This is a genomic window from Saccharothrix sp. ST-888, from assembly GCF_000955975.1.
Classification (GTDB): Bacteria; Actinomycetota; Actinomycetes; order Streptomycetales; family Streptomycetaceae; genus Kitasatospora.
On record NZ_JYJF01000023.1, the window covers coordinates 55,487 to 66,922 of the forward strand.

Below are 11,436 nucleotides of genomic sequence, written 5' to 3' on the forward strand. Positions count from 1 at the left end.
GAACGGCGCGGCTGACCTTAGCCAGCGACGACCTCCGGGAGGGATCTCCCCGGGGCGAGCGGTCCGCGTCCAGATGAGAGCCACTTCCTTGCTTCACCAGTGACCACGGTCCCCGGCACCCGCCCGCGATAAGGCGGCGCGTGCCGGGGTGCCGTGGCTGCTCGTAACAGGCAAGCAGTCAGGCCCGGTTGATGTGGGCCGCCGCGCTCCCGGCCAAGGATCGCGCGGCGGCCCTCGGGCCTACACGCCTACTGGAAGAGGTAGACCCGTGGAATCGATTGTTGCAGGACAGCGGGCCGCGAACGTGGACGAGTTCGCGGAGTTGGCCCTCGGGGTCGATGTGGAGCTGTTCACCGGCCCGGCCGGTCCGGAGTCGCTCGCCGACCGCGCCGCCCGGCTGGGCGCCGCGCAGGACATCCTGGCGGTCCTGCGTCGGGAGGCCCCGGAGCTGGCCGCGTACGCCGAGCGGCTGTTGAAGTCGGCGCTGGCGGTACTGCCTGCCGCCCGCCGTGTCGTCGGCGCCGGTCGTGGGACGGTCGGGCTGGGGGTGGCGGCATGAGCGCCCGTCCTGTGCTGGGCGCGTTGCGGCGCCTGCGGTTGCTCGCCACCCTTGCCGGTCTGGCGTGGCTGGTCGGTATCGCCCCGGCCGCCCCGGTGCGGATCGTGCTGGCCGTGGCCGTCGTCGCCACCGTGGTCCTCGAAGCTGCGGCGGATGCCGGGATGCGGCCGGGCCCGGTTCGCCTCACCGGCTGGGGCCACCCCGGGGGTGGCGAATGAGCCGGGCCGCCAAGGGCTGGCTGGTCGCCGCGCTGCTGGTCGTCGTCGCCATGGCGTTCGGCGTGTCGTGGAACGCCCTGCACGACATTGCCGCCGCCACCGGTGCCCGGGGCTGGCCGGCCGTCCTGTACCCGTTCGTGGTGGACGGGTTGATGGCCCTGGCCCTGGCCGCCTCCCTGATCCTGACCGGTAAGGACCGCACGTTCGCGTTGTCGGTCCTCGGCGCGTACACCGCCGCCTCACTGGTCCTGAACTACGTGCACGGCTTGGTGCCCGCGCTGCACACTGACCCCGGGCACACGCGGCTGGCCGGGTGGGCGTGGGTGCACTGGCTGCTGGTGGGCATCGCCGCCGGACTGCCGGTCGGCAGCATCTTCTTCGGTTCCGATCTGGTGGCCCGCGTCCTGCACCACCGCCCGGACGCACCCGCACACGGGGCGCACGGCAGCGCCGGACAGCAACAGCCCGATGCCGAGCCTGTGCACGCGCAGGCGCCGGTCACGGAAGCGGCGGAAGCGCCCGGGTGGCGCCCGGCCGAGGCCGCCGACGACAGCGTGTATGCCCCGCAGGCCGACCCTGCCGCAACGGCTGGTCAGCCCGCGACTGCCCCTCCCGCCGTGCACGTTCCCGACAATTCGCCAGAAATCGCCACCGCTGTGGCGGAGCCGCCCGCGCCGGTGCGCACGAAGCCGCGCACCGCTCCGGCCCCGCGCCGCGCTCGGCCGCTCCCGGGGGCGGCGAAGAACGCGCGCCCGGTGCGCACGGATGACGAACTGCTGGCGCACCTGCGGCAGTTGCTCGCGGATGCCGACGGGCCGCTGTCGCAGCGCGCCGTGCTCGCCGCGCTCGGCATCGGTGTGCCGCGTCTGCGCGCACTGCTGGACGCGAACGGCCTCACCCTCGCCCCCAGCCCGGAGCCCGTCCGGCCTGATCTGCGGCTGCTGGATGCCATCGACCAGGCCGAGCAGTCCAAGCCGACGGGGGAGCCGCAGGAGGTGGCCTCGTGAGCGCGATCGAGCAGATCCCGGCCGCCCGGGCGCTGATGGCCATCGTCGTCACCTGCGGTGACCTGCCCGCGCCGGAACTCGCCATCCGCAACCTCGTCTTCAACGGCCTCGACGACAAGCCGACCGTCGAATGGGGCGTGGAGATCAGCCTGCACGGCGGCCTGCCCCACTTCGAGCAGTGGCGCGGTGCCCTCGGCTTCGACCCGGCCGATGTCGACCACGCAGAGCGCCACGATCTCGGCTGGCTGACCGTTACCGCCCGCTATGCCGGTATCCCGGTCCGGCTGATCGGCTACTACGACCCGTACAGCGACCAGGAGCAGGCGTCGTGAGGCTGACCGACCCGGGTGGCCTGTTCGCCGCCCTGCACAGGCTCCACCTGCCCGCCTGTGACTACGTGGTGTGCGGCTCCGCCGTGCTCTACGCCCGGGGCCTGCGGGCCCGGATCGGGGACCTCGACGTGCTGGCGCGCGGACAGGCATGGCGGATCGCCACTACTCTCGCCCGCCCCATCCGGCCGCCGTCCGGGCATGGCTGGGCCGTCTACCACCCCGGTGCCGCGATCGAGATCGTGGACCGCTGGACCCCCGGTTGGTCGACCGGCGAGCTCTTCGAAGGCGCCGACGTGATCGACGGCATCCGCTTCATGCGCCTGGGCGATGTCCTGCGCTGGAAAGAGGCCGCCCGCCGCCCGAAGGACGGGCCCGACATCGCCGCCATCCACCGCCTCCACGCCCTGTGGACCGGCACCCCCTCACCCGCGCCCCACGCCATCTGACCCCAGCCACGAGACGAGGATCCCGTGTTCAAGCGCAAGGACTCCAGCGGCCCCAAGCCCACCGGCAGCCCGTCCACTGACGGTTCCGCCTTCGGCCGTGCCCTGATGGGCATCACCGGCCCCGACCTCGACGCCCAGGCCAAGCGGCGCGACTCCCAGCGACGCGCCGCTGAGCCGCTGCTGCGCGAGGAAGACGACGACTGACCGGAGGTACCACTGTCATGACCGACCAGACCCCCGTCATCACGGTCGAGCAGATCGCCGCTCTGCTCGCCGACGTGCAGCTCGCCCAGGAGAACGGCACGCCCGCCACGGCCGCTGTGGCCCAGCATCCGGCCGTCGCGCGGGTCATCACCGCCGCTCTGCCGGTGCCCGCCCAGCCCTCCCCGGTGCCGGTGCCCGCCCTGGCTCCGCCGGTCCCAGCCGGCCGCCCGGTGGGCCAGTACCTCGCCGCTGGCGCCGGTGCGGCCGCCGTGCTGATCCCCATCCTGCTGGCCACCACCGCCGCCCTGATCGCGGCCGGGATGGCCGCCCTGTCCCTGGCCGTGACCGCCCTGGTCATCCGCTGGATCATCCGCGACATGCGACGCGGCTGATCCATCTCCGAAAGGACCGTCATGCCCCGCTACAGCTACCAGTCGGCGCCCGGTCTGCGGATCCGCACCACCCACTTCGCCGGAAGCGCCGAGGAGTTCGCGCAGGCCCTCGCCGAAGACTGCCGGGCCGACTACGGAACCGAGCCCGACGTCCGCGTCTGGGACGGCCCGATCACCGAACCGCCCGCCGCCACCGCCCGCTGAAAAGAGGACACCGACATGCCGTTCTTCGAGCTGGACCCCGAGAAGTTCGGCGCGGACAACCCGCGCGACGCCGCCCGCCTGTTCCGCCTGTGCGCGAAGGCCACCCGGCTGGAGCAGGCCGGCCGCTCCACCACCGCCGTGGAGCAGGAGATGGAGCGGATCCGGGAGGACTCCCGCCTGCGGGCCGAGGCCCGGCAGGCCGAGCGCGACGCCCAGCGACGCGGTCGCTGAATCCGCCCCGGGGAGGCCGACAAGCCGCCAAGCATCGACCGGCCGCCCCGGGCCCCTGGCCACCTCGCAGCAGACAGGAGAAGTCCCATCATGACCGACACCGCCCCCCAGGGGCCCGTCCTGGGCACCGTCCACGACCTCGACGAGCGCCGCGCCGCCCGGCCCGTCCACCTGGTCAAGCCCAACCCCGACCCCAACCCCAGCCCCGATCCCGCCCCGATAGAGGACACCACCGCTGTTCCCGCCCCGGGCGCCGGGGTGGACCGGCTCCCGCAGCCGCGCGTCCCGGTGTGGGTGCGCGGTGGCCGCGCGGTGCGGGTGGTGGCCACCCACGACCGGACCCGCACCACCGGCCGGTTCGTGGTCCGCCACGGCTCCTACGTGCTGGCGGGTGGCGCGATCGCCGCCCGGCGTGCGTGGGAGGGCCGGACCCTGGCCCGTTACGAGCGGATGATGCGCGCGGCCGAAGCCGCCGGGCAGGTTGAGCAGGTGCTGGAGTGGGAGGCCCGCGCTGCGGCTTTCCGCTCGGCCCGGCACCGGCGGCGCATGGATCTGATCACCTCCCCGGTGACCGTCGCGAAGAGCGCCGTTGTCGGTGCCGCCGCCACGGAGGGCAGCCTGCTGGCTCTCGGCGTGGTCCTGGCCATCGCGGAGAAGGACATCTCCCAGGTCATCGTCCCGACCATGACCGCGATCGATCTGATCCGCTGGGCGGTCTTCCTGATCAGCATCATCTGGGGGCCGCTCATGGTGGCCGGTCCGTGGCTGGCGCTGGCGTCGCTGTGGGCGATCGGGCGCCACCGTCAGGCCGCCCCCGCCTGGTCCCTGCCCGCCGGCCAGGCCAGCACCGGCGGGGCGCCGATCACCCCCTCGATCGTGGTCACCGCCCTGCGGGACCTCGGGGTCGCCCCGCTGCGGAACGCCATCAAGGAGATGGGCGACGCGGGTGCGGCGATGCTCGGCCCGATCCGGATCGCCGGATGCGGAGTCGAAGTCGACGTCACCCTCCCGTCCGGGGTGTCCACCGACGAGGTGCAAAAGCGCCGCCGGAAGCTGGCGGAGAACCTCAGCAGGCACGAGCACGAGGTGTTCGTGACGATCCCTCAGGCCGCCCGCACGGTGCGGCTGTGGATCGCCGACTCCGGCGCGCTGGACGAGCCGATCGGACCCTCGCCGCTCACCACCGACCCCGACCTTGCCGCCGACCTCTACACCGGCCGCGCGCCGTGGGGGCAGGACCTGCGCGGTGACGCCGCGCTGCTGAGCCTGCTGCAGCGCCACCTGCTGATCACCGGCCTGTCCAACCAGGGCAAGACCGCCAGCCTGCGGGCCCTGGCCCTGTGGCTGGCCCTGGACACCAGCGTCGAGTTCCGGATCGCCGACCTCAAGGGCGTCGGTGACTGGCGCATGTTCGACGGCCTGGCCACCGTGTTGATCCAGGGCCCGACCGATGACCACGTCATCCAGGCCACCCACATGCTCGAAGCGGGCGTGCGGGATATGGAGAAGCGGATCGCACTGCTGGAGGCGTCCGGCGCCACCGACGGCGTGACCCGCGAGATGGCCCGCACCGACCCGCGTTTCCGCCCGCTGGTGCTGCTGGTTGACGAAGCGCAGGTGGCGTTCATGTGCCCGGCCCTGGGGGACGACAAGCGCCCGTACGGCGGGGTGAAGGCCACCTCGCGGTACTTCATGGCCGCCCGGAAAATCCACAACCAGGGGCGCGCGGTGAACGTGGTGCTGTGGCAGGGCACCCAGGACCCGACCGACCAGAACCTTCCCAAGCTGGTCCGCGAGGGCGCGCACATCCGCGCGTCGCTCGTGCTCGGCACGGAGGAGCAGGCCCGGATGGCGCTGGGGGACAAGGCCGTCAACGGCGGCGCCGCCCCGCACAAGCTCCGGCAAGGGTTGGACAAGGGCACCGTCGTCGTCGCCGGTGACGGGGTGAAGCTCGCCCCCGGGCAGAGCAGCATCACCATCCGCACGCACTTCATCTCCGGCGAGCAGGCCGCCGAGATCGCCGACCGTGCCAAGGCCCGCCGCTGCGGGGTGACGACGCTCGGGTCGGTCGAGATCCCCGAGCAGGCCGATCCGCTGGCTGACGTGGCGGCCGTGCTCGGCGACGCGGTCCGGATGCGCACGCAGGAAGTCCTCTCGGGCCTGGCGGCGCGGAACCCGGGCGAGTACCGGGGGTGGACTTTCGCCGACCTGAAGACCGTCCTTGAGGCGGTGGGGGCGGCGCCGTACAAGTCCGACGGGCAGATGGTCGTGGCCCGTGACCGGGTCACCGAAGCCCTCAAAATCCGGGCCGAAGCCGCCGCCGGGGACGACGCGGACGGCGCTTTCGCGTAGAGGGAGGCGTCAGAGAGGCAGGGAGTTCTCCCTGACCGCCTCCCTGACCGCCTCCCTGGGCCTGATCAGCCAAAACACCCTTTCAGGGAGGCAGGGAGGCACCCCGCGCACCCCCTCGGGAAGCCCCGAAAGCGCGTTCTGCGGGTGCCTGCCCTGCCTCCCTCCCCGAACAGCCGGCACCCATCCACACCACCCGGAGGACACCCGTGTTCGAGCCCAACCAGCTCGTCCTGATCGTCTCCTGCGAGGACGACCCCCGCGCCGCCGGCCGCACCGGCCGCATCGTCGACGAGGTCCCGCCCGGCCCCCTCACCGGCGGCCGCTGGACCGTCCACCACGGCGGCTTCCTGATCGGCCCCGTCCTGTGCCACCCCCACGAACTCCGCGCCCTCTGACCGCCGCCACGCCCGCACCGTTCGGAGAGGACACCCGATGCCCCACCACCCGAACACCCCCACCGCGACTACCCCGGCCTACCGGTGGCGCTGTGCACCCGACGGCCTCGCCACCCGCCGACAGCTCCGCGCGCAGGGCCTGCGCCCCGGCGGGCAGGACCCCGCCGCCGAGATCGAGTGGCGCTCCCGCAAGGCCCGCCGCTGCGGCGGCAAGCGGGTCGCGTACCTCTACCGCGTCGACCTCGCCCGGCCCGTCCGCCCGATGACCCCCGGCCGAGCCCGCGCCCTGGCCGCCGCCATTCTCGCCCGCCGCACCTGCCCCGCCTGCCGACGCGACGCCGGATACGTCATCCCCCGCTCACTGGGCTGCTGCTGGCCCTGCTCCACCGCCACCGCCTGAGACCGGGCCTGTGGCCCTGGACTGGCGCGACGCCCACCACTACGACCGCACCCGCACCCTGCCCTGCCGCTGGTGCGGCAAGCCCACCCCACTGCGCGACGAGACGCGCAGGCCCTCACACAAGGTCTGCGCCGAGAACGCGATGAACGACAGCGGCGGCCCCCCTCTGCCAAGAACCGGGGCCGCCGCCGATCCAGCACCGTCACTACAGAACTGGAGACCCCAAGCATGACCCAACCGACCCACATCCGGGGAAAGCACCTGACCGCCGCTCTCTCCCTGGCGGCCTCCGGGGTGCCCGTGCTGCCGTTGCGAGCCGGGAAGGTGCCGTTCGGCAACTGCCGGAGCTGCGCCGACAACACGTGCGGCGGCCGGCCGAACATGAAGACCCCCGGCCCCTGCGTCTGCCCGGCGCCCTGCCACGGGTGGGCCGCCGCCACCACCAGCCCCGACGCCATCACCTCCCGGGAGTGGATGCGGGCGTGGCGCGAGGGAGCGGCGGTGGCCTACCACCCCGGCGGCGCCAGCCTGACCGTCGTGGACCTCGACAACTCGGAAGCCATTACCTGGGCCAGGGCAAGCCTGCCCGTCACCCGGACCGTGCGCACGACCCGGGGCGAGCATTGGATCTACCGGGGCGCCATGGCCTCCGCCAACGCTGTGCGGCCCGGTGTGGACATCAAGTCGCTGATGTCCTACGCGCGGTGGCTCGGCTACGGCGAGGGGGACCTCACGGCCCTGCCGGACGCCGTTCGGGCCCTGCTGGTGAAGGACCCCGTCTTGGCCCGGCCGGTGGCAGTCACGGTGCCCGCACCTGCCCAACGCGGGAAGTGCCCCCACCGCAGCCCGGCGTACCTGGAGCGCGGCATCACCATGGCGGTCCAGCGCATCACCGACGCGCCCAGCGGCGTGCACGCCGCCGTCTACGGGACGTTCCTCGCGGTGCTGTCGACGCACGGCCGGTGCGGGTGCCTGACCGACACCCACACGCAACGGTTGTTCGCCGCCGCGCAGGCCAAGGGCGAAACCGCCCGGCACTGCACCGAGGCGTGGGCCAACGCTGCCCACAGGCTGGGGATGTAGGCCGTGGCCGAGGACGAGAAGAACCCGGCGCGTGAGGTCATCGCCGAGTACGCGCAGACGCACTTCCGGTACTTCCGCACCGCAGACGGCACCGTCTACGCGCAGCGCACCGGCCACCCCGTCGCCCGGCCGATCCGCTCCCAGGGCACGACGGGAAGCCACAGGCAGGAGCTGATGGTCGGCCTGTTCCGCGACGGGCGCGGCGTCTTCAACGGCACCGCCCTCAAGGAGGCGTTGGACTTGATCGAAGCACTCGCACTGACCGAGAACGTGCAGCCCGTCCACATCCGCGTGGCCCCCGGCTTCGACGGGGCGACGTGGCTGGACCTGGGCCGCTCAGACGGGAAGTCCGTGCGGATCCACTCCACCGGGTGGGACATCCTCACTCCCGACCCGCGTGAGGTGTGCTGGAAGCGCACCCAGCTCACCGGAGAACTCCCCCTGCCGGTCAAGGACACCGACAGCAAGGGCATCGACCTGCTGCTGAGGCTGACGAACTTCGCCAACGCGGCGACCGAGTGCCTGGCGCTGGCGTGGCTGGTCGGCTGCCTGGGGCCGTCCGTGCCGGTGCCGGCGCCGTTCCTCACCGGACCGCAGGGCGCGGGCAAGTCCACAGGCGGGCGGATGCTGGTGCGGATCATCGAGGGCATGAGCGGTGACCTGCGCCGAGCGCCGAAGGACGAGGAGAGCATGATCGCTGCTGTGGCGGCCGGATGGGTTACCGCCCTCGACAACCTGTCTCACATGACCCCGGACCTCTCCGACGCCATGTGCTGCATCGTCACCGGGGCCGAGTCGGTCAAAAGGGCGCTGTTCACGGACGGGGACGTGCACCGGTCCAGCTACCGCCGCCCCCTGCTGCTGACCGGTATCGACGTCGGTGTGATCCGACCCGACCTGGCGGAGCGGTTGCTGCCGCTGCGGCTGGAGCGGCCCCGGCTGCGGCGCACGGAGGCGGAGCTGTGGGCAGAGTACGCGGAGGTGCTGCCCGTCGTGCTTGGGTCGCTGCTCGACCTGACCGTGAAGGTCCGGGCGGCGCAGGCGGAGACGCCGACGGACCTGCGGATGGCCGACTTCGCGCACCTGTGTGCGCAGCTCGACGCCGCCACCGGCTTCGGGGCGCTGGCCGCGTACCGGGCCAGCCTGGACGACCTGAACGACGACGTGATCGAGGGTGATCTCCTCGCGCAGACCGTCCTGCAGCATGCCGAGAGCATCGAACCCGGCAGCGCCCAGCGCATGAGCTCCACCGAGTGGCTGCAGTGCCTCAGCCGCGTCTACGTCGGGGAGGAGCTGCGTCCGCTGCCCAAGGGTTGGCCGACCACCGGAAAGGTCCTGTCCGACCGGCTCAAGCGCCTGCAGCCCACGCTCGCCGCCCGTGGCGTCCTCTTCGACGCCGGGCGCACGAAGGAGGCCCGCTACCTGGAGCTGGCCCGCCCGGCCGTCCCGCCCCCGCACGAGCAGCCGACGCTCCACTGACCCACGCCCGGGTCACCGCGTGAACAGCAAGAAGAGCACCGGCTCGGCCGAGGGGTGCTCTTCTTGCTGTTCGGCGAAGCCGCCCGAAGGTCGTGCCGCGCAGCGGCTCCTTCTTTCGCTCTGAGAGCGGCCGAACTACAACAGACACCCCCCCTCTTTTTTTCCTAAGCAGGGGACCGCTGCGTCACCTGCGTCACCCGAGCCGGAAAACGGCCCCTGACCTGCGCTGACAGCGATGACGCAGACGACGGACGCTGCGTCATCCTGCGTCACCTGCGTCACCCGATGACGAAGCCGGTGACACAGCGATGACGCACGCCTCTGCCGCTGCGTCACCTAAAGCCGCAGGCCAGAGGCTCGGATGACGCTGATGACGCGGTGACGCAGAAATCCCCACCTAGGACAACACGCGCAGTCCGACAGACCGCTACCCCGGACCGCAGTAGCGCGGGCTCCGGGCTGAGCGCCCTACTTCCACTCCCTGCCCAGTACCGGGAAGGACCCAGCTTGGCCACCACCGCGCACAAGACCCGCCGCCCGGCCACGTCCACCGACCGGCCGAAGCCCGCTTCCGTGCTCTCGGATCGCCTGCTGACAGTCAGGGCGGTCGCCGAGATGCTCGGCACCTGGGAGACGAGCGGCGAGCGCTTCCCCCGCCGCCTGATCGAGGAGCGCCGGATCACCTTCGTCAAGGTCGGCCGACTCGTACGCATCCCTGAGTCCGCCGTCATCGAGCTCATCGCCGCCAACACCGTGCAGCCGCTGGCTGCACGCCGCACCTCCCGCAGGAGCGCCGCCTGATGCCCCGGAACAACCGCCGCCGTTTCGGCTCCGTTCGCCAACTCCCGTCCGGTCGCTGGCAGGTCCGCTACTACGACCCGGAGACGGGCGAGCGCCGGCCGGACGAGGAGACGTACGCCACCAAGACCGATGCCGAGGTCAGGCTGAGTCAGCTTGAGGCCGACATCAGCCGGGGCGTGTGGACCGACCCGGACGCCGGGAAGGTGAACTTCGGCGAGTACGCCACAACCTGGCTCAAGGAGCGGAAGCTGGAGGAGACCACCCGAGAGAGGAACGAGGGTGTGCTCCGCCTCCACATCAAGCCACAGCTCGGCGAGCGTTTCCTCTCGGAGATCACTGCGCCCCGCGTCCGCGCGTGGCGAACCAAGCTCCTGGAGAGCGGAGTTGGCGAGCCGACCGTCGTCAAGGCGTACCAGATGCTGCGGGCCATCATGAACACGGCCGTGGACGACGAACTGATCAAGCGCAACCCGTGCCGGATTCCCGGGGCCGACACCTACGACGTCCCCGAGCGGCCCGTGCTCACCGTGCCCGAGGTGTACTCCGTGGCAGCCTCGATCCAGTTGCAGTGGAAGGCACTCGTTCTCCTGACCGCGTTCACCACGCTCCGGCTGGGCGAGCTTGCCGCGCTCCGCCGGCGCGACGTCGACCTGGGGGCGCGCGTCCTCTGGGTCCGCCGCAATCAGGCCGAGCTGAGCAGCGGCAAGCTCGTGACGAAGGCGCCGAAGTCCCGGGCGGGCTTCCGCCCGGTCGCCTTCCCCGAGATGATCGTGCCGGACCTGGAGCACCACCTGGAGCACCACGCTGCGGCGGGCCAAGAGGGACGCTTCTTCGTCGGGCCGCGCGGCGGCAGGCTCCGCCGGAGCAACTTCCGGGACGACTGGGTCGCAGCGCGGACCAAGGCGGGCGTCTCAGAGGAGGTGCACTTCCACGACCTCCGGCACACCGGGAACACCCTGGCGTCGCAGAGCGGGGCCAGCACTCGTGAGCTGATGACCCGGATGGGGCACAGCACCACCAAGGCCGCGCTGATCTACCAGCACATGACCAGCGACCGGGACCGGACCATCGCCGACAAGATGGGCGACGCGGCTCGCGAAGCACTGGAGAAGGACGCCCCACCGGAGGCTACGGGCACGGATGGGGCACGGGAGGACTAGTAGGCCTAGAAGCGAAGAGGCCCAGGTCAACGGGATTTCCCCTGTGACCTGGGCCTCTGTCCGCTCTGCGGAATGAGCCCCCTGTCGGGTTCGAACCGACGACCCCCGCTTTACAAGAACGGACACAGTCTTGGGCTTGACTGCAGGTCAGAGTCCTGGAGACGGACGGTTGC

The 11,436-nt window shown here is 72.0% G+C and carries 16 protein-coding genes; all 16 read left to right on the forward strand.

Features of this window, described 5'->3' with window-relative positions:
- Positions 1-268 precede the first annotated feature (268 nt).
- The 16 genes from UK12_RS11135 (at position 269) to UK12_RS11210 (ending at position 11,263) form a co-directional block, all read left to right on the forward strand.
- Positions 269-559 (forward strand): hypothetical protein, encoded by a 291-nt coding sequence (locus UK12_RS11135; RefSeq protein ID WP_045302375.1) that lies wholly within the window; start codon positions 269-271, stop codon positions 557-559.
- Positions 556-777 (forward strand): hypothetical protein, encoded by a 222-nt coding sequence (locus UK12_RS11140; RefSeq protein WP_156178656.1) that lies wholly within the window; start codon positions 556-558, stop codon positions 775-777. The genes UK12_RS11135 and UK12_RS11140 overlap by 4 nt, the downstream gene beginning before the upstream one ends.
- Complete coding sequence (locus UK12_RS39590; RefSeq protein ID WP_156178657.1) at positions 774-1,784, forward strand: DUF2637 domain-containing protein; 1,011 nt, start codon at positions 774-776, stop codon at positions 1,782-1,784. Before UK12_RS11140 ends, UK12_RS39590 begins: the two co-directional genes overlap by 4 nt.
- A complete protein-coding gene (locus UK12_RS36510) occupies positions 1,781-2,116 on the forward strand; it encodes a hypothetical protein (RefSeq protein WP_052681804.1) in 336 nt (111 codons plus the stop codon). Before UK12_RS39590 ends, UK12_RS36510 begins: the two co-directional genes overlap by 4 nt.
- Positions 2,113-2,562, forward strand: coding sequence for a hypothetical protein (locus tag UK12_RS11155; protein ID WP_052681805.1), 450 nt, complete (start codon positions 2,113-2,115; stop codon positions 2,560-2,562). The genes UK12_RS36510 and UK12_RS11155 overlap by 4 nt, the downstream gene beginning before the upstream one ends.
- Positions 2,563-2,586: 24 nt before the next feature.
- On the forward strand, positions 2,587-2,766 hold the full coding sequence (locus UK12_RS11160; RefSeq protein ID WP_045302379.1) for a hypothetical protein: 180 nt from the start codon (positions 2,587-2,589) through the stop codon (positions 2,764-2,766).
- Between the two features lie 17 nt (positions 2,767-2,783).
- Entirely contained in the window at positions 2,784-3,158 is a 375-nt protein-coding gene (locus tag UK12_RS11165; protein WP_045302381.1) for a hypothetical protein, read from the forward strand.
- Between the two features lie 21 nt (positions 3,159-3,179).
- Positions 3,180-3,362, forward strand: a complete 183-nt coding sequence (locus tag UK12_RS11170; protein ID WP_045302383.1) for a hypothetical protein — start codon at positions 3,180-3,182, stop codon at positions 3,360-3,362.
- 15 nt (positions 3,363-3,377) lie between these two features.
- Positions 3,378-3,593, forward strand: coding sequence for a hypothetical protein (locus tag UK12_RS11175; RefSeq protein ID WP_045302385.1), 216 nt, complete (start codon positions 3,378-3,380; stop codon positions 3,591-3,593).
- 90 nt (positions 3,594-3,683) lie between these two features.
- Entirely contained in the window at positions 3,684-5,945 is a 2,262-nt protein-coding gene (locus UK12_RS11180; RefSeq protein ID WP_156178658.1) for an FtsK/SpoIIIE domain-containing protein, read from the forward strand.
- Positions 5,946-6,151: 206 nt separating this feature from the next.
- Complete coding sequence (locus tag UK12_RS11185; RefSeq protein WP_045302386.1) at positions 6,152-6,340, forward strand: hypothetical protein; 189 nt, start codon at positions 6,152-6,154, stop codon at positions 6,338-6,340.
- Between the two features lie 37 nt (positions 6,341-6,377).
- Positions 6,378-6,740: an RRQRL motif-containing zinc-binding protein gene (locus tag UK12_RS11190; protein WP_045302388.1), complete on the forward strand. Its 363-nt coding sequence runs from the start codon at positions 6,378-6,380 to the stop codon at positions 6,738-6,740.
- A 228-nt stretch (positions 6,741-6,968) separates the two neighbouring features.
- The gene (locus tag UK12_RS11195) at positions 6,969-7,823 is read left to right on the forward strand and encodes a bifunctional DNA primase/polymerase (RefSeq protein WP_045302390.1); all 855 of its coding nucleotides are present in this window, start codon (positions 6,969-6,971) and stop codon (positions 7,821-7,823) included.
- 3 nt (positions 7,824-7,826) lie between these two features.
- Positions 7,827-9,302: a hypothetical protein gene (locus tag UK12_RS11200; protein ID WP_045302392.1), complete on the forward strand. Its 1,476-nt coding sequence runs from the start codon at positions 7,827-7,829 to the stop codon at positions 9,300-9,302.
- Positions 9,303-9,809: 507 nt separating this feature from the next.
- Positions 9,810-10,103, forward strand: coding sequence for an excisionase family DNA-binding protein (locus UK12_RS43165; RefSeq protein WP_231591145.1), 294 nt, complete (start codon positions 9,810-9,812; stop codon positions 10,101-10,103).
- Entirely contained in the window at positions 10,103-11,263 is a 1,161-nt protein-coding gene (locus UK12_RS11210; protein WP_045302394.1) for a tyrosine-type recombinase/integrase, read from the forward strand. Before UK12_RS43165 ends, UK12_RS11210 begins: the two co-directional genes overlap by 1 nt.
- Positions 11,264-11,436: the final 173 nt, after the last annotated feature.

What these genes read in the sequence shown, in the direction of transcription:
- UK12_RS11165 (WP_045302381.1), top strand. Translation starts at nt 2,784, where the DNA reads ATGACCGACCAGACCCCCGTCATCACGGTCGAGCAGATCGCCGCTCTG.
- UK12_RS39590 (WP_156178657.1), top strand. Translation starts at nt 774, where the DNA reads ATGAGCCGGGCCGCCAAGGGCTGGCTGGTCGCCGCGCTGCTGGTCGTC.
- UK12_RS11180 (WP_156178658.1), top strand. Translation starts at nt 3,684, where the DNA reads ATGACCGACACCGCCCCCCAGGGGCCCGTCCTGGGCACCGTCCACGAC.
- UK12_RS11175 (WP_045302385.1), top strand. Translation starts at nt 3,378, where the DNA reads ATGCCGTTCTTCGAGCTGGACCCCGAGAAGTTCGGCGCGGACAACCCG.
- UK12_RS11190 (WP_045302388.1), top strand. Translation starts at nt 6,378, where the DNA reads ATGCCCCACCACCCGAACACCCCCACCGCGACTACCCCGGCCTACCGG.
- UK12_RS11170 (WP_045302383.1), top strand. Translation starts at nt 3,180, where the DNA reads ATGCCCCGCTACAGCTACCAGTCGGCGCCCGGTCTGCGGATCCGCACC.
- UK12_RS11210 (WP_045302394.1), top strand. Translation starts at nt 10,103, where the DNA reads ATGCCCCGGAACAACCGCCGCCGTTTCGGCTCCGTTCGCCAACTCCCG.
- UK12_RS11195 (WP_045302390.1), top strand. Translation starts at nt 6,969, where the DNA reads ATGACCCAACCGACCCACATCCGGGGAAAGCACCTGACCGCCGCTCTC.
- UK12_RS11140 (WP_156178656.1), top strand. Translation starts at nt 556, where the DNA reads ATGAGCGCCCGTCCTGTGCTGGGCGCGTTGCGGCGCCTGCGGTTGCTC.